General features: G+C 45.5%; 17 protein-coding genes. 2 read left to right on the top strand and 15 right to left on the bottom strand.

The window, feature by feature from the left end; translation table 11 throughout:
* The first annotated feature begins 128 nt into the window (after nt 1-128).
* A complete protein-coding gene (locus ACYVD3_RS04355) occupies nt 129-1,094 on the top strand; it encodes an N-acetylmuramoyl-L-alanine amidase family protein (RefSeq protein WP_460641281.1) in 966 nt (321 codons plus the stop codon).
* Between the two features lie 251 nt (nt 1,095-1,345).
* Nucleotides 1,346-3,430: a sodium-translocating pyrophosphatase gene (locus tag ACYVD3_RS04350; RefSeq protein WP_460641280.1), complete on the top strand. Its 2,085-nt coding sequence runs from the start codon at nt 1,346-1,348 to the stop codon at nt 3,428-3,430.
* 152 nt (nt 3,431-3,582) lie between these two features.
* Here the strand turns inward: ACYVD3_RS04350 and rd are convergent, their stop codons facing one another.
* The 15 genes from rd to ACYVD3_RS04275 all read right to left on the bottom strand — a co-directional run bounded on the left by rd (nt 3,583) and on the right by ACYVD3_RS04275 (nt 21,502).
* Nucleotides 3,583-3,741, bottom strand: a complete 159-nt coding sequence (rd, locus tag ACYVD3_RS04345; RefSeq protein ID WP_460641279.1) for a rubredoxin — start codon at nt 3,739-3,741, stop codon at nt 3,583-3,585.
* A gap of 155 nt (nt 3,742-3,896) precedes the next feature.
* Nucleotides 3,897-4,241: a cupin domain-containing protein gene (locus tag ACYVD3_RS04340; RefSeq protein WP_460641278.1), complete on the bottom strand. Its 345-nt coding sequence runs from the start codon at nt 4,239-4,241 to the stop codon at nt 3,897-3,899.
* A gap of 36 nt (nt 4,242-4,277) precedes the next feature.
* Nucleotides 4,278-4,619 (bottom strand): arsenate reductase family protein, encoded by a 342-nt coding sequence (locus ACYVD3_RS04335; RefSeq protein WP_460641277.1) that lies wholly within the window; start codon nt 4,617-4,619, stop codon nt 4,278-4,280.
* 103 nt (nt 4,620-4,722) lie between these two features.
* The gene (locus ACYVD3_RS04330; protein WP_460641276.1) at nt 4,723-6,336 is read right to left on the bottom strand and encodes a mannitol dehydrogenase family protein; all 1,614 of its coding nucleotides are present in this window, start codon (nt 6,334-6,336) and stop codon (nt 4,723-4,725) included.
* A gap of 13 nt (nt 6,337-6,349) precedes the next feature.
* Nucleotides 6,350-7,432, bottom strand: coding sequence for a mannonate dehydratase (uxuA, locus tag ACYVD3_RS04325; RefSeq protein WP_460641275.1), 1,083 nt, complete (start codon nt 7,430-7,432; stop codon nt 6,350-6,352).
* Between the two features lie 275 nt (nt 7,433-7,707).
* The gene (locus tag ACYVD3_RS04320; protein ID WP_460641274.1) at nt 7,708-8,382 is read right to left on the bottom strand and encodes a GntR family transcriptional regulator; all 675 of its coding nucleotides are present in this window, start codon (nt 8,380-8,382) and stop codon (nt 7,708-7,710) included.
* A gap of 140 nt (nt 8,383-8,522) precedes the next feature.
* The gene (locus tag ACYVD3_RS04315; protein ID WP_460641273.1) at nt 8,523-10,400 is read right to left on the bottom strand and encodes a DUF4914 family protein; all 1,878 of its coding nucleotides are present in this window, start codon (nt 10,398-10,400) and stop codon (nt 8,523-8,525) included.
* A 368-nt stretch (nt 10,401-10,768) separates the two neighbouring features.
* Nucleotides 10,769-11,134, bottom strand: a complete 366-nt coding sequence (locus ACYVD3_RS04310; RefSeq protein ID WP_460641272.1) for a Na-translocating system protein MpsC family protein — start codon at nt 11,132-11,134, stop codon at nt 10,769-10,771.
* Nucleotides 11,135-11,280: 146 nt separating this feature from the next.
* Nucleotides 11,281-14,391 carry a hypothetical protein gene (locus ACYVD3_RS04305; RefSeq protein ID WP_460641271.1) on the bottom strand — a complete coding sequence of 1,037 codons (3,111 nt, stop codon included), beginning with the start codon at nt 14,389-14,391 and terminating at the stop codon, nt 11,281-11,283.
* Nucleotides 14,392-14,398: 7 nt separating this feature from the next.
* Nucleotides 14,399-15,220 carry a carbohydrate ABC transporter permease gene (locus ACYVD3_RS04300; protein WP_460641270.1) on the bottom strand — a complete coding sequence of 274 codons (822 nt, stop codon included), beginning with the start codon at nt 15,218-15,220 and terminating at the stop codon, nt 14,399-14,401.
* 14 nt (nt 15,221-15,234) lie between these two features.
* Entirely contained in the window at nt 15,235-16,128 is an 894-nt protein-coding gene (locus tag ACYVD3_RS04295) for a carbohydrate ABC transporter permease (RefSeq protein WP_460641269.1), read from the bottom strand.
* A 203-nt stretch (nt 16,129-16,331) separates the two neighbouring features.
* The gene (locus ACYVD3_RS04290; protein WP_460641268.1) at nt 16,332-17,642 is read right to left on the bottom strand and encodes an ABC transporter substrate-binding protein; all 1,311 of its coding nucleotides are present in this window, start codon (nt 17,640-17,642) and stop codon (nt 16,332-16,334) included.
* Between the two features lie 104 nt (nt 17,643-17,746).
* Complete coding sequence (locus tag ACYVD3_RS04285) at nt 17,747-19,315, bottom strand: response regulator (protein WP_460641267.1); 1,569 nt, start codon at nt 19,313-19,315, stop codon at nt 17,747-17,749.
* Nucleotides 19,290-21,026: a cache domain-containing sensor histidine kinase gene (locus ACYVD3_RS04280; RefSeq protein WP_460641266.1), complete on the bottom strand. Its 1,737-nt coding sequence runs from the start codon at nt 21,024-21,026 to the stop codon at nt 19,290-19,292. The genes ACYVD3_RS04285 and ACYVD3_RS04280 overlap by 26 nt, the downstream gene beginning before the upstream one ends.
* A 59-nt stretch (nt 21,027-21,085) precedes the next feature.
* Nucleotides 21,086-21,502 (bottom strand): cupin domain-containing protein, encoded by a 417-nt coding sequence (locus ACYVD3_RS04275; RefSeq protein ID WP_460641265.1) that lies wholly within the window; start codon nt 21,500-21,502, stop codon nt 21,086-21,088.
* Nucleotide 21,503 lies beyond the last annotated feature (1 nt).

Here is a 21,503-nt window from a genome sequence, read left to right as displayed (position 1 = left end):
CGTTATCTGTTATTTTATATCGGTACATTTTACCACAATAATTGACAAATTCATAGAAGGCCATTTACAGAATCTGCCGGGAAGTGTTATAATACAAGATAAAATGCCATTATTCTGGAGGATCAATCATGACACAATTAAAGAACTTATTTCCTGCAGCCGCAAAGGCCCTTTTACTTGCCGTCCTTATATCGGCCACTTCCTCTTCCGTCTCATGGGCAGAAGAAGAAACCGGACCGGCCTTTGCACCTCCCGTAACCAAAACAACAGCCCCTCAAATCGGACCAGGCGTACGAGGCACCTCCAACTTTGTGGTAGTCCTGGACCCTGGCCACGGCAAAACCGGCGGACATTATTCCGGATGCCACTTTGAATATAACGGAGTCACCTATTATGAAGATGAGATCACCATGAAGATCGCGTCCTACACAAAGCAGTATCTGGAACAGTTTTCCAACTATACGGTTTACTTAACAAAGGACAGTGTGGAAACAACTGTCGCCCTGGATCAGCGGGCTGCCTTTGCCGCCTCTGTGCAAGCGGACCTTTTTGTAAGCCAGCATGTGGACTCGGCTTTGGGGAACGGTACGGTGAAAAATGCTTACGGAGCCAGCTCCATGGCTCCCAGGACCGGCCGCTATAACAACGACCTGGCCCTCCAGTCCCAGGAAGCCGCCAATACCATTTTAAAGCAGTTAAACACTCTGGGGCTTCACAACCGGGGACTGCTCCTCCGGGATTCAGAGAACGGAACCTTATTTCCTGACGGAAGCCAGGCCGATTATTATGCCATTCCCCGCTATTCTCAAATGTACGGGATCCGAGGCTTTATCATTGAACACGGCTTTATAAACCACACCAGCGACTTGACCCTGTTCCTGTCAACGGAAGAACAGTATAAGGCACTGGGAGAGGCCGATGCAAAAGGGATCATGGAATATCTGCAAAAAGCGGGAAAATCGACATTTACCCAGACAGCCCAGGCAAATCAAACAGCTCAGGAATCCCAGACACCCCAGGATACCAACAGCCAGAATGCAGGAACTGCAACCCTTCCTCCTGTTTCTGAAAGCAAGGGACCGGGCGTGAGCTGAAAGCTGCCGGCCTAAGCCTCAGGGTTTAGAATCCATAACAAAAAACTTGTCCATAAAAAGTACTGCCGGCGTCTTCAAACCCCCTGCCCTCACTCATGAGGATCAGGGGGTTTTTAGCTTACCCAAATCCATTGATTCCCATTGGTCAAATCGTACTTTTTTTAACGAAAATTAACGGCATCTTTGTTGGAAATTCACATTAAACTGTACTATAATGGAATCATCAAAAATAAACTAGGAGGTATGAGTAAATGGATGCAATTTATTTTGTATCAATGGGGTCATTGTTGGGGATTATTTTTGCTTGGATCATGTACCGTCGTGTTAAAAAGCAACCGGAGGGCACCCCGGAAATGGCCCGGATCTCTGAAGCTGTAAGAAAAGGGGCCAACGCCTACTTAAAACGCCAGTATTCAGGGGTTGCTATATTTTTTATTGCAGTTTTTTGTATCTTATTAATTATGGCATTTAGCGGTTTCTTAAGCTTTTTTACCCCATTTGCATTTTTAACGGGTGGGTTCTTCTCAGGTCTGTCCGGATTCATCGGTATGCGGACAGCAACCATGGCTAACTGCAGAACTGCAGAAGCAGCTTCAAAAAGTCTGAATAAGGGGCTCCAGGTGGCATTCTCTGCCGGTTCAGTCATGGGATTTACCGTGGTTGGACTTGGTCTTCTGGATCTTTCCATATGGTATTTCATTTTAAACGGAGCCTTTCATCATCTTCCAGCAGACCAACGGATTACAGAAATAACAGCGAATATGCTGACCTTTGGAATGGGCGCATCCAGCATGGCCCTTTTCGCCAGGGTTGGAGGCGGTATTTTTACCAAGGCTGCCGATGTGGGAGCTGATCTTGTGGGTAAGGTGGAAGCCGGTATTCCCGAAGATGATCCCCGTAATCCGGCTGTTATTGCCGATAATGTAGGGGATAATGTAGGGGACGTAGCCGGAATGGGCGCTGATCTCTATGAATCCTATGTAGGTTCCATCGTATCAACAGCGGCTCTTGCCGTTGCTGCAGGATACGGGATCAAGGGCGTGTCCATCCCCATGCTGCTGGCGGCGCTGGGTGTTATAGCCTCCATCATTGGTACTTTTTTTGTCAAGACAGGGGAAGGTGCCTCTCAGAAGAATCTTCTCAAGGCTCTTAGGACCGGTACCTATATTAGTGCGGCAATCATTATTATTGCAGCGTTTTTCATCATAAAGCTGCTGCTTCCCGGTCAAATGGGACTTTATGCTGCTGTTCTTTCAGGATTGATTGCAGGAGTTTTAATCGGGGCGATCACAGAATATTACACATCTGATTCATATAGTCCAACCAAAAAATTAGCACAATCCAGTGAAACAGGAGCAGCAACCGTCATCATCAGCGGATTGTCCCTTGGCATGCTTTCTACTGTTGCACCGGTCGTCATTGTAAGTATTTCTGTACTTGTAAGTTACTATTGTTCCGGTGGTGCCAATGATTTTAACCTTGGACTTTATGGCATCGGTTTATCTGCTGTAGGAATGTTGTCCACCTTAGGCATTACACTGGCTACGGATGCTTACGGACCAATTGCTGATAATGCCGGCGGCATTGCCGAGATGACACATATGGATGCTTCCGTAAGACAGAGAACAGACGCCCTGGACTCTCTTGGCAATACCACCGCTGCCACAGGAAAAGGATTTGCCATCGGCTCCGCAGCCCTGACCGCTCTTGCGCTGATCGCTTCCTATGTTGACAAAGTACATCAAATCCAACCGGAATTAAATCTGGATCTCACCATAACCAATCCAAAAGTACTGGTGGGACTGTTAATTGGCGGTGTATTACCGTTTTTATTCGCAGCACTCACCATGGATGCCGTAGGCAGAGCCGCACAATCCATTGTATTGGAAGTCCGCCGTCAATTTAAGACCATAGCTGGAATTATGGAAGGAAAAACGGAACCGGATTATGCTTCCTGCGTTGATATGTGTACAAGATCCGCTCAAAAGCTGATGATTGCACCGGCCATGATAGCGGTTGTCATTCCAATTGCTATTGGCTTTTTATTAGGGCCGGAAGGTGTATCAGCTCTTCTTGCCGGCAATACTGTTACGGGGTTTGTTCTTGCTGTTATGATGGCTAACTCCGGAGGAGCATGGGACAATGCAAAGAAGTATATTGAACAGGGCGCACATGGGGGAAAAGGGAGCAGCCAGCATAAAGCTGCTGTAGTAGGCGACACCGTGGGCGATCCCTTCAAGGATACTTCCGGGCCATCCATCAACATTCTGATAAAACTCACTTCCATGGTCTCCATTGTATTTGCATCACTTGTTCTGACCTTCCATTTATTATAATGAAAGCTGCATACTCACCCAAGTATGATTCATGATACTGGAAAAAAACCTTCAAGCCCGGCAGATTACCTGCCGGGCTTGAAGGTTTTTATTTGTGCAAGCAATGAACCGTACGAATATGCCTGCATATTCATTCGGCAAATGCCGCAATCTTATTCCGCAACAAACATGTCCTTACCAACTCCGCAAACTGGGCAAACCCAATCTTCGGGTAAATCTTCAAATGCAGTACCTGGCTCAATGCCAGAATCTGGATCACCGATTTCAGGATCGTACACATATCCGCATGGTTCACAAACATACTTTCCCATCCCTATCACCTCCTTTAATTTCAATGTGCTTTCTTTATAGCATATTATACCATTTTTATCAATAGATTTATTTCACATGTCCCATATTTATATCCCAGTGGATAGGGAAGAAGGATTTCTTCTTTCAGCCTTTCCATCTTCTGAGAACCTGTTATTTATAGAAAATCTTCTCTCATAGGCGTAAAAATATCCACTAAGATCCCCTTTTCAAGACATAGGCAGCCATGAACAATTCCATCCTGCTTTAAAAGGCTGTCTCCAGTTTCTACAACCTTTGTTTCATCTCCTATGGTAAACTCAAACTTTCCGCTGGCAACATAGGTGATCTGGGTATGAGGGTGGCTGTGAAGTTTTCCCACTGCCCCCTTCTCAAACTTGTTTTCCACACACATCAAACCATCACAGTATGCCAGAATCTTTCTGACAACACCTTCTGCTGCCTGTTCTCCTTCTATCTCCTGATTGAATACCCATTTTTGATCTTTCTCTGGTTTTCTCATTCCGTTCTCTCCTTGTTCTTTGTTTACATCAAAATTCTAGTTCCAATTCTTCCAAACCTCCGGCCGGTATCCAACCGCAGCCAGCCTTCCGTTTCTGACAATAGGGGTTTTTAATACCTGCTGGTTCTCCAGGATCTTTTCATCCTTATCCTCACCGGCAATGTATCTGATAAGAGCCAGGGTTTCCTGGTCCCTGCAGTTTTCATCAAGCATAGCCTCAAGTCCTCCCACGGCCTGCTTAACACCCTGGTACTCGCCTTTGCTCATTCCTTTTTCTTTCATATCAATAAACTGGTACTTGATTCCCCGTTCCTTGAAATAGCGCTCTGCCTTCCTGGTGTCAAAGCACTTTTTGGTTCCAAAAATCTGTATGTTCATGGGCCTTGTCCGCCTTTCTGGTACTGTCCTTTTGATAGGCCCATTTTAACACAGGGAACCGCTGATTTCAATCCATAATCAGCGGTTCCCCATTTTCAAAATCTTATTTTACATATAGATGCAAAGTCTTTCTCACCGCTCCGGGACCTTTAAGCATTTCATAAAGCATGGCTTCGATCTTTCCTGACAGACCCGCTTTAACCAAATCCGTTCCAAAAAGAAGGGGATTGGACAGGATCTCTTCAAGCCCTTCCTCTCCATCAGGTTTTTCTCCCAGCCTAATTCCCTTTAACTGTTCCTTTAATTCCGAAAGCATGGGATCGCTGCTGATTTCCATGGGATTTCCCTCATCATCCACGCCCAGGAGATAACGGAGCCAGCCGGCAATGGAGAGGGGGATAGCCGTCAGAGTCTGCACATCAAGGGTATCATCCGCCAGATAAGCCTTTATGGTTTCTCCAAATCGGATGGGGATCTTCTGGCTGGTATCGGTTGCAATTCTCTGGGGAGCATCCGGGATAAAGGGATTGGGCAGACGGTATTCAATAACCTCTCTGATAAAATCCTCCGGACTTAAGATCCCAGGATCCGTAACCACCGGAAGGCCTTCCCTATAGCCGATCCGTTCCACAAGAGCTGTTAAATCCTCGTCCCTCATTTCTGCGGCAATGCTGTTATATCCCAGCAGGCAGCCAAACACCGCCAGGGCCGTGTGCAGGGGATTTAAGCAGGTGGTAACCTTCATTCGCTCTGTTTTATTTACCGTATCCCGGTCCGTCATGTATACCCCTGCCTTTTCAAGATCAGGGCGTCCGTTTGGAAAACGGTCCTCCACTACCAGATACTGAGGAATCTCTGCATTGACAAAGGGCGCAATATACGTATTTTTACTGGTGATGATAGGCGCCATGTCTTCGATCCCGTCCTCCTCCAGCAGCTTCTGCACTACCTCTGCAGGCCGGGGAGTGATCTTGTCGATCATGGACCAGGGGAAGGATACCTTATTTTCATCCAGAATCCAGGAAAGGAAGCTTTCGGGAGCATACCCTTTTTTCGTCCATGCTCCTGCAATGGAAACGATGCTGTCCTTTAACTTCTCCCCGTTATGGCTGCAATTGTCCATGCTGACCAATGCCAGAGGAAAGCCTCCTGCCAGATACCGCTTAAGAAGAAGAGCAGTTACTACGCTCATGGCATGACAGGCTTTTTCCGGTCCTTCTTCCATGTCCTTTTCCACCACCGGAAAAAGCTCTCCCCGGAAGTTTGCCAGGGCATATCCTTTTTCCGTAATGGTAAAGCTTACCATCTGAAGAGACGGATTTTTAAAAGCCTCCGCCAGATATCCGAAATCCTTTTCATTGCCCACATCGGCCTTTACGCCTCTGGCAACACTGGCAATCACCTCCCGGTCCATGGTTCCGTCCGGTTTTAAGCTGACCATCATGGTCATATTGTCAAAAGGAGTATATATTTTATCAATAATATCATAATCAAAGGTATCTGCCGCTATGATGCCGCTTTCCTCAAGGCCGCCCTCCAGCAGGCGCTGCTGCAGCACTGCGATAAATCCACGGAAAATATTCCCTGCCCCAAAATGGATCCATTTCGGCGACTTGTCCGTGATCTCTGTCATTTTTTCCCAGTCAAATTCCGGCAGCTTTACAGAAGCCTTTTCCCAGGCTTCCCGGTTTGTTAAACAGGACCGATTCAGTTTCATTAATCCATGCCTCCTATTTTCTGTTTTTATGGGTTCTATCAATGGCTTCCCAAAGACCTAAGAGATAATTTGCTCCAATGGCCCGGTCGTATAAACCATATCCGGGACGGGCCTGTTCTCCCCAGATCATACGGCCGTGATCCGGCCGGATATATCCGTCAAAGCCGGACTCATACAGTGCCTCTACAATGGCAAACATATCTAAATCTCCGCAGGAAGAAAGATGTGCAGCCTCATCAAAATCCTTTTCCGAAATATGACGGACATTCCTGATATGGGCGAAATGAATCCGCTTCATGGCTCCAAACTCCCCCATCATGGCAGGAAGGTCATTGTTTAAATCGCTTCCCAGGCTGCCGGTACATAAGGTCAGCCCATTATGGGGACTGGTGTTTAAGGCAAGAAATGTCCTGATATTTTCCGCGTTGGTAATGACCTTTGGAAGCCCATAAAGAGGCCATGGCGGATCATCGGGATGAATTGCCATCTTAATGTCATACTTTTCCGCATAGGGAACCACTGCATCCAGAAAATATTTCATATTATCCCAATACTGCTCCCTTGTCATTGACTGGTAAAACTCAATATCAAGGGCCATGGCATAAAGCCTCTCCGGTTCCCAGCCTGGAAGGGAAAATCCTCTGGCTTTTCCCTCCATGGCCTTTGCCATCTTTTCCGGGTTCATCTGAAGCACTTCATCATGACGGTAAGCCATGACATAACTTCCGTCTTCTGCCGGAAATGCAAGATCGCTCCGGGCCCAATCCATGACCGGCATAAAATTATAGCAGAGACACTTAACACCTGCCATGCTTAAATGCTCCAAGGTCTTAATATAAGCATCAATATACTTGTCTCTGGTAGAAAGGCCTTTCTTTATATCCTCATGGATATTGACGCTTTCGATGACTTCCATCTCAAGGCCTGCCTCTTTGATCTCCTCTTTCAGGGCTTTTAAGGTTTCCAGGGGCCAGACTTCTCCCACAGGCACCTTGGGCAGACAAGTCGCCACGCCGGAAACTCCCGGTGTCTGGCGGATCTGGTCAAGGGTCACGCTGTCATCCCCAAAGGGAAACCAACGCATAATCATTTTCATGGTGTAATACCTCCGTTTCCTTGCTCCTAATTCTTTTTTCAATGCTATTATTATGGCTTTTTAATCCTGCTTTTAGTATATATCTAGTATACTAGTAGTTCAATCAGCACTTTCTATAAATATTTATTTTTTTTTTGTATGTTGTGCACAAAAACCGGATATTTCTCAATGATCCTGCCAGATCTGCACATAAAAAAGCGGTAATAAAAGATAAATGCCTTTTCATCTTTTATTACCGCTTTTTTCATTGGGCCTATTGCTGGCGCAAAATAAAATCACCGGAAATACCCGGGATATTCTTTCCGTAAGGCTTCCTCATCGATTTTATATCTGGATAAATGCTTTTCCATCACTTCTTTTGCTGTTTCTCCGTCTTTTGCAGCAATGGCCTCCACGATGGCCTGATGGTCGGAAATTGTTTTCAAATCCTTTACCGCCATCAGGGACATGCTGCGTATCCGGTCAAAATGAATGGTAATACTGTCCATGAGCTGATAAACCTGGTCTTTGCCGGTTATGTGAAACAGCAGCCGGTGAAATTCATCATCCAGATTAAGAAGCCGCTCAGGAGAACGGTTCTCCATGTAAAACTCCTGAAGCTTCACATTTTCCCTCAGCTCCATGACCGCTTCTTCCCCTGCCATCTTGCAGGCCAGCTCCACCACCGCACATTCCAGGACATTGCGCATAAAACGAGCCTCTTCCACCAGATTATAATCGATCAAAGCCACCGCGCTTCCCTTTTGAGGGTAGATTTCCACGATTTTCACCTTTGACAGCTCAATCAAGGCCTCCCTCACCGGGGTCCGGGACAAATGCATTTCTGAAGATAGTTCATTTTCGCTCAGCATGCTTCCGGGAATCAGATCGAGATGTATGATATTATCCTTTAACATCCTGAGGGCATATTCCCTTCCTGTCTCTTTGGAATACCGTTCTGTCAACCGCATACCATGACCTCTTTTCTCAAATTCTGTTTATACATAGAATAAGCGAAATCCCTGTCATTGTCAAGCACTAGTATACAAGTACGCTGTGGCCCGGAAGCTTAAGCCTCCGGGCCACTACAAATCTGTCTGCAAGGGTAATTTTAATATCTCATAGGAATGATTTCCAGATATTCCTTAACAGTGGCTCCTGCCAGAAACATATCAATGATCTGCTTTCCTAATGGATTTAAATCATCCGTATAATATTTCATCAGCTCCTGCTTAAAGAATTCTGTCAATATTTTTGCTCCGGCATCGTACCCCTGGGTTCCTACCTCCTGCTGGGTTTCCGGTCTTAAAAATGCTCTTCTGATGTACTGGCCGTCAATCTTTAAGGAATCAAGGCCAAAGCCCATAAGCGGACAGCGGGCTTCTACCAGATGCTCCGGTTTAAACTTAGCGCTGCCCCTGCGTGCAATATACTCCCTGGCAACCCACTGGGGCATAAAACTCACCTCATAGGCGCCGATGTGCTGGTTGGGGATCAGAACATACCGGGTATTGGTTGAATGTAAAATCTGATCAAGAAGCAGATTTGCCTGAGTCACCATTTTACCGGTTGCAAAGGGCCAATAAGAGCCTACTCCTTCACTGGTCATTTCCAGAGAATCGATAATGCTTGGATTGTTGAATCCCCTGGGGGCAACCAGACGCCATAACCAGGCCAGGGCCGGAGGCAGTATGTGGAGGATTCCAAGAATACCGTAGGTGGGGTTTTCCTTTGTACAGGCAGGGGTCCGCACGCCAAAACTTCTCACATCCACTTCCACTGGCATGTCAATGGCCTTGGGAACCAGCCTTCTCGGTAAAATAACACGGGGATTGGGACAAGGCTTTCCGTTCTGATCCAGGGTATGTTCCCAAACCAGGCAGGTGGCGCCAGGCACTGCCTGCATGTTTAAGAAAATAAGGGGCTCTTCCGGCTGAATCAGTATTTTTTCATATTGGGGGGAAGTACCGTAGCATTTAATATTATCCAACCGCAGAAACCATGCGGATTCCGCATCCTTGACAACCAGCTTTTTGCTGTCATTCTGCATTTTGGGATGACATAATGCCATATCATCAGTGACCGGTATCAGATCACATGTTTCATTTAATACCAGGTAATTCTTTTCACCTGTCACCGTATTTCTGCCCAATATGGCCCTGCCATCCATTTCCTTGTGGATGTCCTCAATCATTTCGCTTTTTCCGCCTCCGGAGGCGCCTTCGTGCATGATGACGATCTCATTGTCATATGGGGTAATCACTTTTACCGTTGATGCGTGAGCCGTTACCCAGCCTTCCTCTTCTCCGATATTGAGAAGAACTCCGTAAATACCCTTTTTGGCACTTGGGCCTGGATATAGATTATAGGAATAAACTTCATGAATTTCCTCCAGACGGTTATGAACCACGATCTGCTTTCCGTCAAAATGAGTATGCCTGAATGGGGGCGCCAGGAAAACTACCGCTCTTGGCTTAAAATCAGAAGAAATCTCGTCAATATTTAAAAAACCCTGTAAATCTGCAAGTCCGGCAGCAAAAAAACCTGCGTTTAACGGTGCGATCAGGATGGAATCGTATCCATATTCAAGTCCGCCTGACTTAAATGGGAAAAAAATCAACTCCTGATTTTTCAGCCAGCCAAAGGTTTCATCTCTCAGGGACTGGAAATCAGAGTGATAAACCTCTTCGTATCTGGGTTTATCTGTTGGCTTCTCATCTGCAATCAGCAGACAGTCCGGATCACGCCTTCTCATATAGTCGTCTGTATAATTGACTACAACACCGTTTTTACACTTTGCAGCGGTTGCTTCCAATACTGTGCCTTTGCCTTCTACTTCATATTCAATGCGAAATTCAGAATTTTCTTCATTCCCCATTGCCAGCGTCAGCAAATCTTCCCTTGTCTTTGGAATGACCACACCTTTTGACTGAACCAGTATATCCTGTACATACTCCGGTAAATTCATATCACGTAAAGATTCCAGCATATTTTCCTCCGTTCCTGCGCACGCCCTTATGCACATCTAAAGTTTGCACCGAACATGGGGCGGCACAAACCATGTAATTAATAATGATCTTCTTCAACCTTTGTTTCCCAATTTTATTAAGTATTACATAGTTTCTATTTTAATATTCCAGGCATGGGATCATTCTGTGGTTTTCCAGAAAATCCTTTACCGTCTCATGCCGGATACCTTCTGCTATAATGGGTAAATCCCCGGGATTTCCCGTCATTGCTGTGTTTTTTCCATTTACCGCCTCCCTCCGTGATATATATAAAGCCGATATCCAATTCATGGATATCGGCTTACTTACAACTTAGAATGTTTTTTCTACTTTGTGACGTCTTCCGGTGTTATTTAACTGTATAAAGCTCTTCTAAATTCCTATCAACAGTAATGACAATGATTTTTTCACCTGTTTTCGTACTGATATCAGAGTGAGTACTGACAATTGTGGCATCCATAACACCTGCTAATAATTTATCAAGATATTCTCTGCCACCCTCAAATAATGAAATACGGACCTTTTTTAGTAATTCAACGCCCTGTGAACTTTCCGCCAACTTTTTCTCAGAAGGGCTTAAAAACCCTATTAATCTGACAATGATCATGTCACTTAAAATATAGGTACGGATGGTCTTTGGACCTCTTCCCATATATTCAACTTCAAATTTACTGACGATTTCACTAATCCTGGCTTCTAACTGACCCTTTGTCATACTTGCATCACCTGTCAGATACAATATCATGAAAAACCGGTCATGTCAATGGTTTTTTCATAAACGCAAATCCTCTTCTTTTTCTTATTTTAAGAAGTTTCATATGAAATACTTCCAAAATATCCCATAATAGGACCCTGTGAGGGTTAATTTGCCTTTCCAGTCATTATAACAAGTGATTTCACCATTCCACTTCTCAGTTTTACGGCAGGAGCGCCAGACAGACCTGCTTCCTTCACTACTTCCGTCTGTCCATCCCAATATTCCAGCTCCATCCCTTCAATGTGATAGGAACCTGGAACCATATCCTGCTTTTGGAAGAACTTATAGACCACCTTTGTTTTTCCTAAAAATCTGGCTTCCACGGTTTTCTCCTCCGGGATCAGATACCCGGGAATCGCCGGCTCAAAAAAACAGCAAAGCTGTCCTCCCACCATTCGGAAGGGCTTTTCTCCAAACATCATGATCTGCCACATCTGCAAGAATTCGGCTGTGGAACCGCTGAGTCTCGCTACAAAACCTCTTCCATGAAGCTTCTCATCGGCATTTGCGCTACTTACGATAAAGGAGGAATTCTCCAGGAGACTTCTTCCATATGTATTTTCATTTAGAAAGGGAATGCAGGCATTGTAAAAATCCCGGAAAAATTCCTCATATAATTTTGATTTGAGCAATTCCAGCAGATACTTATATTCCATATGGAGCCAGATGGATTCATTTTCCAGCCAGCCCGGGGAAAATGCCTTTGCTCTTCCGATCTCAAAGGAGGCATTTTCCAGGGATTCGTTGACCTTGTACATATTTAATTTAGAATCGTATAACCCGGTCTGCTTAACCTTTTGATAAAGGAATTGTTTTTCTTCCTTTGATGCCGGCAGTTTCATATACCGGACAAACCCTTCTAAAAATAAAGGCAAAGGGGTGACCCGCAGATTTTCAGGAATGATATGATTCCCATCCATTTCATAGCCCTCAAGCAGATGGGTGTAATAGGTGGGAATCTTCCCGTCTTTCCCACAGGCTGACTTTATGCCCTCTTCCACGTAGGAGATCCACTTCCCAAGAATTCCCCTGAAAATCTCCCCGGACATGGAGATCTCATTTCCCCGGACCCCCTTGGCAGTAAGCGCTCTGTAGCGCTCCTTATAACCGTTGCACTCATTCCATACCCACAGCTTGGTCTTGCCGCCTTCTTCGTAGCAGGTAAAGGTTTTATCCAGACCTTTGATAAAATCATACAGTTCAGCCGGTACCGTAACCGTTTCTTCAAACCTATCCAGAGCGCTTTCCATAAAGTTCAGCAGCCGGTACAGCTCAAAGGTTTCCGCCATGGAGGAGCCCAACAGGCCGGGCAGGCCGTTTAAGGCATCATACCAGCCCGGCTTACCTGCTTCCATTTCTATGCCTAAACCGGACATGTCTAAGGAAGCGGTTTTATTGGCGGCCAGCACCACCAGCTTTGTCATCAGGTTTGTGATATAAACCGTTCCCTTACCATAATCAATGGAAACGGTTTCCTTTAAGACCTCTTCTTTCCGGTCCTCATAAAGGGCATGGTACTGCCTGATTCCCTGTTTTGTCTTCACATAACGCTCACACCGGGGCTTCACTGCTGCCCTTGATTCATAATACGTGTAGCTTTTATCAAAAAACAGCAGGTATTCTTCCATTTCAGGATAAACGGATAGGTAGGACTCAATCAGATCAAGGTGATACGTCCAGTGATCAGTCCAATATCCTTCGCCAAAATCAGCATGAAATCTTGCCGTGCTGTGGTCCACCACCGTACTTAGGAATTCTTCCCGGCTGCAATCCAGGGAAATGGAATTCTGTTCCAGAAAAGCAAACAGGCTTCCCGGCGAAAACTCTTTCTGAAAAAATGCTTTCATAAGGCTTTTGCCGCCCTCTTCCACATGCTCCAGTATCCTATCCGTCCGGAGAGCCTCATAGGCAACCTGCTTTACCACCAGCGGATTATATCCATCCAACTGGAGCAGATTAAAAAACAGCTTGATGTTGTGGTCCTTCACGTAGGGCGTGAACAAAACATCGCTTCTCCGGTTCTGGTTTACATCCCTGAAATTTCCGTTTCCCTGGGAGTAATATTCCGGAATCATGGAAAAGTCATTATAATCCCGCTCCATATCCCCATGCTTCCTGGAATACACGTAAAAGACAGCGTCCTTTCCTGTTTTTATGGGAAATCCGCCCCGCAGTACGTTATCCACATAGGTCTGCTTACAGTAGGCGTCAAAAACCGGATCAGAGGTTTTCGTGTCAATAAAGCTTCCCAGTTCCCGTGTCTTTTCTGCCGCAAGGTTGTATTTATCCTGAAAATAGTTCCTGTCCAGGGTCCGTGACCCATAGTCTGCCAGGATCTTTTTGGTTGACGCCTGGCCTGTCACACTGTTCCACTCCATGACCTCCCCGGCAGAAAGAATCCTGATCAGGCCGGAAAAGCCGCAAGGCACAAGATTTTGGGTGATCTGCTTTTTTTCCATAAGTTCCACAAGGCTGTGCCGGATCAATCCCATGGGCTGTTCAAATGCCGTATCATATTCAAACACAACTTCAGGATCAGCGATCATGGGCAGCAATTGGCCGGACTCTGAACAGGACAGCATAAAGTTTCCTTTTTCCACCCTGGAAACCACTGCCGAATCCCCGGTGCTATACCGCACCCGGTAATAAGGCCTCCTCTTTTCCACGTCCTCCACCTGCATCCATGCTTTCATGGTCTGGGCCATTTCCTTCATTTCTTTTAGCCCGATTCCATAAGGAAGGATTCCAGGCATTCCATCTAAGACCTGCAGACGCATCTGCTGCCTGGAGATGTTTTTTACGGTAACCCTTCTCACCAGACCGGCAACTGTTTCATCGGGAAGGGTGTAATAGAGAACATTGGTTTTTAACCCTTTTTCTTCATTGATCTCTTCCAACTCCAGCTCATTCATGCCCACATACATTCGGGTTTTCACGGTATCCTGGCGGAAAGGTTCGTATACTTCATTTCCCAGTCTGATAAAGGTGCGAAAGCCCATGTTCCGTACCATCTGATAGGCCTGATGGGCCGGGTAAAATTCCATAATGGAATGATTCTTGTTTTCTACCCCAAAGCTTGCAATTGCCTGACCCCGGTTGGTATAAAAGCACCAGAGAGGGATCCCGTAAATCCCGCTGATCCCGGGCAAAAAGCTGGAAAATACCGGCTTCCTGTGATAATCTTCTATGATAAATCTTCCTTTTGAATCAAACATTATCCTGCTATCCTTTCACTGCGCCTGCAACCAGACTGTCCTGGATCTGATTGCTTAGCAAAAAGTAAATGACAATGGTGGGCAGTGTGGCAATTACCATGCCCGCTCCGATAAGCCCCCAATCCGTGGAATATTGGCCTGCAAAGGACATAATTCCTACTGGCAGAGTCCGGTACCGGTCGCTGTCCACAAAGGTATTGGCCAGCATCAGCTCGTTCCATGTCCCTAAAAAGGTGAAAATAGAGGCAGTGGCAAGAGCCGGCTTGATGATGGGAAGTATGATGGCTCCAAAGCACCGGAAAATCCCACAGCCGTCAATGCAGGCAGCCTCTTCAATTTCCATGGGAATGCTTTTGTAAAATCCGATTAATATCATAATGCTCATGGGAATCGCCCCTGCAATATAAGGAATGAGGAGTCCCAGATACCCTCCCTTTAATCCTGTCTTGTCAAGGACCTGAAACAGGGGCAGAAGGGCTGCCTGAGCCGGGATCATAATCCCCAATGCAAAGGCTCCGAACACCAGGGATTTAAGCTTCCATCTCATTCTGGCTATGGCATAAGCAGCCATGGCAGACAGCAGTCCGGCAACGGCAACAGTTACCATGGAATAGAATACGGAGTTTAAAAAATACCGGATCAGGCTGGTCTGGGTAAAAGCATTTCCATAGTTTTCCCATCTCCAGACCTGGGGAATCCCTATGATGTTTTCTCCAAAAATTTCTCCATTGCTTTTTAAGGAAAAGGTTAAAAGCCAGTATAAGGGAAAAATCTGAGTCAGTGCGATCAGGCACAGCAGCAAAAATTTTATCTTTTTTTTCATTTTCATATGACTGCCTCCATTTATATTGCAGATGCATTTTCTTCTGCTTTTTTAAACAGTCTGCTGACTATAAAGGTAAAAAGCAGACACTCCACTACAATAAAAAATGCCTGTGCGCTTCCATAGCCATATAGGCCCCTGCGGAATAAATTATTGTACATCAGGGTTGCGGGCACTTCACTGGCATGGTTTGGCCCGCCTCCTGTCATGACGTAAATAAGGTCAAAAGCCCTTAAGGAGCCGGTGATGGAAAATATGACGCAGGTCTTGACCACCGGAGCCAGCAAGGGCAGGGTGATCCTGGTATTCACCTGCCACTTACTGGCTCCGTCAATTTGGGCCGCCTCATAATAGTCTTGGGAAATGGACTTGATTCCCGCATAAAAGATCAATAAGTGGTAGCCGATGTATTGCCACACAGCAGGAACCAGGGTGGAGAAAAATGCGGTTTTGGGATTTGAAAGCCAGGAGTATTTGAAATCAGAGGCTCCCAGGGCCCGGATCAAGTGGTTTAAAAGCCCGTATTCGCTGTTAAACATCTTCATCCATAGCTGGCCGATTACCATACTGGATATTACCACCGGCAAAAAGTAAACGGTTCTGAAAAATTTTTCTCCTTTTACTCCCCTTGCCAGAACCATGGCCAGAAAAAGGGAGATGGGCAACTGAATGAACAAGGAGGCACCTACTAAAAGGAGGGAATTTAAAATGGCTTTTACAAAGTAACGGTCCTCACCGAACATCCTTATATAATTTCCAAGTCCGATAAACTCCATTGTCCCGATGCCGTCGTACTGAAAAAGGCTGTAGGTTCCCGAAATAAAGAGCGGTATAATAGTAAAGCTGACAAACAGAATGAGCGCAGGCAGCACAAAGCAGGCCACATAACTCTTTTTCCCCAACATTTTATTCATGATCAATCTTCCTTTCCTTATTTCTGCCCATGGTCTCTGGGCATAAAGGTATACCCGAAGGGTGTTTCCATACTTTTGCCCATGGTCTCTGGGCATAAAGGTATACCCGTAGGGTGTTTCCTTATTTTTGCCCATGGTATAACAATATTTGGACAAAAAAGGGGGATCGCCTGTTTCCGTAAGCGATACCCCTTTGCTCTTACTTACTTATTGATAGCCGCTTCATGCTCTTTTATAAACTCACTGATGTCAGCATTGGGAGCGAACAGTGTCTGAACCTGTTCATTGTGAATGGTGGCAGGTTCTGCATCCAGTGAAGTATCCCAGGCAAGAACGGAAGTCTTTCCTTGGGAAAGAAGATCCTTGATCTGTATGAAGAGAGGATTCAAGCCTTTTTCATCCACCTCTGTTTTCCAGGCGCTGAAACCTGTTCCTGTCTCGTAAGCAGCCTCTCCCATTTTTTCATTTATGTAGATTGCGAATTTTGCCGCTTCATCCGGGTTCTTTGTATTTTTATTTACCCAGAAAGATTCTACAAAGCCGCCGCAGTAGTCAGTTTCATTTCCTTTGCCGGTGATCATGGGGATTTTCATTGCCACTACATCTTCCGGTTTGATGGTAACGGTTTTATCTGAATAAATGCTGTTTGCAAACCAGCTTCCCATAAGCCTCATGGCAGCCCTTCCTGTTCCAAAAGCTGCATTGGCGTCATCATTGCTCTGCTCCAGTGGATTTGCTCCAAACGCACCCATCTTATATAATTCCTGCACTTTATTGGAAGCCTCTTCATACCCATCTCCTTCAAACGGAGCTTTTCCGGAGAGCATCTTATTGATTCCCTCTGCCCCCACGGTACGCAGCGCCAGTGCCTGATAGATAAATGCCGCATTCCACCCATCCTTTGCCCCGGAGGCCAAAGGTGTTACCCCGTCAAGCTTTGACAGCTTTTCAACTGCTAAAACCAGCTTGTCATAGGTATCCGGAAGCTCTGCACCTGCCTGATCGAACAAGTCCTTATTGCAATATAAGGTCATGTACCAGGAAAAGGAAGGCAGAGAATAGGTTTTATCATTGTATTCAAAGGCTGCCGTAGATCCCTCCAGCAGTTTCCCCTTGACCTCATCTGTGATATAAGGATCCAGAGGAAGCAATTTATCCGCATTGACCAGCTTTCTTGCTGTTCCGGCTCCCCAGTAATAGAAAACGTCGATTCCCTTTGCATCTCCTGCAAACTCTGCAGAGATTTTAGTCTTATAGGCCTCCGTATCCAGGGTCTGGCTGCTGATTTCCACATTGGGATTTTCCGCCATGTAAGCAGAAACCACCTCGTCATATTTTTTCTTCAATTCATTGGTATCATTGGACCACTGGTGCCAGACATTTAATACCACCTTTCCAGATCCGGAACCGCCTTCCACAGAGGCGCTGCCTTTGCTTGCGCACCCTGTCATTCCTGCTGCCAGGGCTGCCGTCAATACCACGGCTGAAACCCTTTTTAACATTCTTTTTTTCATCTCAAACTCCTCCTGGGTTTTCTTTGTTTCATGCTGATCTTAGTATACTGAAACTCCCGTTTTTACTCAATTTAATATTTTGACCCAAAAGGTTAGAAATTTTACTATCTTTGCTTAAATTCCTTTACAGTTACGCCTACATGCTTTTTAAAGCAGATGCTAAAGTAATGGGAATCCCGAAACCCTACTTTTTCCGCTATTTCATATACTTTCAAATCCGTCGTATTAAGGAGGCGGATGCTCTCTTCTATCCTTTTTTTCAAAACGTATTCGATCAGGCTCTGTCCCACCTCTTTTTTAAACACCCTGCTTAAGTAGCTTTCATTAGAAAAGACCACAGAGGCCACCGTTTTGAGAGACAAGCCTGGATCACAAAAGTTTTTGTTGATATAATCCAGGGCCTCGTTTACCACCTTATTTCCCTGCTTTGCTTTTTTGCTGTTGTGATAGTTTAAAATGACAGGGATGTATTCTTCTAAAAACTGGCGGCATTCCTCCACCGTCTGTATGGACCGTATGGATTCATACAGCTTTTCTTCTCCTATGAGCTGCTCTAAGCTGTCTCCATACTTATTAAGGGTGTTGCCCGCCTTGGACATTAAATCCATAGTCATAAGCCTTAAATATTCTACTTCTGTTACCCTGGAATTTCTGATCCCGTTTATATAGTCTTCCATTGCTGCAGATACCCTGTCGGAAATTCCGTTGGTAAGGGAAAAAAGGAAATCCTCCCAATCAAACACCAGCTTATCCGGATTTTTTTCCATAACACGAAGATATTCCTCATAAGTGATGATCCGGTTTCCCCCTAACAGCACCGATGCGCTGAGGGCATTTTCCGACTCAGCAAAGGCCGTTGCAATTCCGGCATGGCCCGCATGGATGCGGCTGATCCCAATGGTGGAATCAATATGGTTTTCCTCCAGCCTAAGATGGATCTGCCGGGCAATTTCTCCGCTGTTATTTAAACTTTCGCCGGTACAAAACAGCACGATATTTTTCATATAGTGAAGAAAGGATATGGTCCCTGCAATGGGATTATCCCCAAGGAGGTCCATAGCCCTTTTATGGAGCCTGCCGTCTCCTTCCCCTTCCGCTTCTTCCTTTAAGTGGATGTTAAGACAGCAGCACGCTTCCAGCAGCGCTTCACAGCCATAGGCAAGGAGCTTTTTCGCCGCTTCCTCTTCACCGGCCCGTTTTTCCACCAGCCTTTGAAAGAAGCTTTCCATTAAAATGTCCTGGTCGGCAGAAACGCTCTGCTTCAGCAACTCCACTTCCTGCTGGTGGGTCTTTTCCTTTTTGATTTTTTCCTTGATCTTAAGGGTGATTTCTTTCAGCTCATTCATATCAATCGGCTTTAAGAGAAAATCCTCCACCCCCAGTTTGACTGCCCGCCTTGCATATTCAAACTCCCGGTATCCGGTGATCATAATTACATGAACGTTCTCATCAAGAGCCGAAATATGTTCCGCAAGCTCTAAGCCATCCATATGAGGCATGCTGATATCGGTCAATACCAGCTCCGGCTTTCTGTGCTTGATAAATTCCAATGCCTCCATGCCGGAAGAGGCCTCCCCAATGACCGAAAATCCATGGTCTTCCCACGGAAATCCCCGTTTGATCAGCACACGTTCCAGTTTTTCATCATCAACAATCAGCACTTTGATCTGCATGTTCCAACCCCTTCGTTTCCATACGCTTCACTCTTACTGCTATTTCCGTACCATTTCCGATTTCACTGTGTATGAGAACCGGCTGCTTGATTCCATGGTAAAGAGTAATCCGCTGCATCAGGTTATAAAGGCCGAATCCAGACTTGCCTGTCACTGTCCTGCCTTCCATAATCTCTTCGATCTTTTCCTCACTCATTCCCACCCCGTCATCGGACACCAGAAATATGATTTCATCCTCATCGGAAAAGACCTTGATGGAAATGGTGCCCTTTCCTTCCCTTGGCTTGATTCCATGGTGGACGGCATTTTCCACCAAAGGCTGTAAAAGCAGCTTTAAAATTCTGCACTCCTTTTCCTTTTCTTCCACATCCACTTCCAGCTTTATTTCATTGTCATAGCGGATATTTAAAATGGTCAGATAGCTTTCTATACAACTGATCTCATCCTTTACCGTTATGAAATCCATTCCGCTGTTTAAGCTGTTCCTGTAAAAGCTGCCTAAGGCCTGAGTCATTTTAAAGCAATTGTCATAATCCTGCATAAGGGCAAGGGCAGATACCGCATCAAGGGTGTTATACAGAAAATGGGGATTAATCTGGGCCTGGAGCAGGTCAAGTTCCCCCTTTGCAATGATCTGTTCTTCTTCCTTTACCTTTATAATCAGGTTTTTGATGGACCTTGTCATATGGTTAAATACTCGCTTTAGATTATTGATTTCATTTTTCTGGGGACCCACTTCCATTTCGTTAAACTGCCCTGTTTCCACCAGCATCATATGGCTTTCCACCTTTAACAGAGGATGGAAGATAAAACGGGTAAGCATAATGGAACAGAAAAATACAAAGGCCACATTGATGCACATGATCAGAAGGATGACCGTGGAATAATAGGGCGCCAGGGCCGTCATATTATCCATCTGAAACGATCCGGCCAGCTTCCAGTTTTCTATGCCGATATCCTGGGTGATCACCAGCCGGTTCTCCCCTGAAAGCTGCCCGTCGTTTTGGGGAGCAACAATGTATTCATCCTGATCCCCTAAAATATAAAAGTCGCTGTCATGGGATTTGCTTACCCCATTAAAGTAATTGCGTATGGTTTCCTCATTGACCGTAACCAGCAGGACAGCCAAAGGCTTATATGTATTTTCATCCCGGATTTCCCGGATATAGGTTATGTATGGGGTATCTCCGTAAAATTCAATGACTCCCTCGCTGCCTTTCATGAAAAACCCATTCCCCCTGTGTTCCCCAAGGTGCCGGTACCACTCAGACTCCAGCGCCTTATCCCCGTGAATGCCTTTGGGGGTCTTTTTATAGGAGCTGTATACATTATGGTAAGAATCCATGATCAGGACGCTGGAAATATACTCCCCCGACAGGATCATATTGACCAGGCTCTGCTTGATCGTCCTCTGGATGGATGGGTCAATGGCTGCATTATTAACATTTCTCAATGCCTCCTGAACATTTTTATCAAAATAAATCAGGTTTGAAAACTGGGTCACATTATCAAAGATCAGGGACAGATTTCCTTTCAGGGCGCTGACCGTCTGTGTGCCCGCATTGAAAATCTCATTTTTCGTATAGGAGCTGTTAATGACGGATATGACGGAAAAGGTGATCACAAAGGATAATAATAAGATTGTCAAATATGTAATCAGGATTTTTGTCTTGATCCTCATATTGTTCCACGAAAACCTCAAACCAGCCATAGCCGCCTCCCATTAAAACGATTTTAATACCTTTATTCTAGCGGTTCCGCCGGAAAATGTCAAAGAGAGAAGGAGACCTGCTTTTGAATCATCTGGATCTGCTCCCTGCTTAAGATCTCTGTAGATGAATTCTTATCACAGGTATCCTGGTTCTCAATAATAAGGACGCTTCCTTCCTCATCCAGGGCATGAGTATGCCAGACGCCTTTTTTCACATTATAAAGCTGGTTTCTTACCATTCTTACGTACTTCACTTCTCCCGGCCGGTCTCCGTCCCCGCCTGAAATCAGCACACAGTTTCCTTCCAGCAATACAAACACCTCATCGGTTTCCAGATGTTTCTGCATGGAGTCCAGACGTTCCACTTTCACGTCATCGCAATGCCGCAGCACGGCCACTCTCCATGTCTGATAATCAACAAGAGGAGTATATCCCTCTTGCTGGATCTTCACGATTTCAATTAATTCTTTTTCCATT

Source organism: Lacrimispora brassicae (assembly GCF_054772055.1).
The sequence above is the reverse complement of the archived record's forward strand: the minus strand, read 5'-3'. Positions and strand labels throughout refer to the sequence as shown.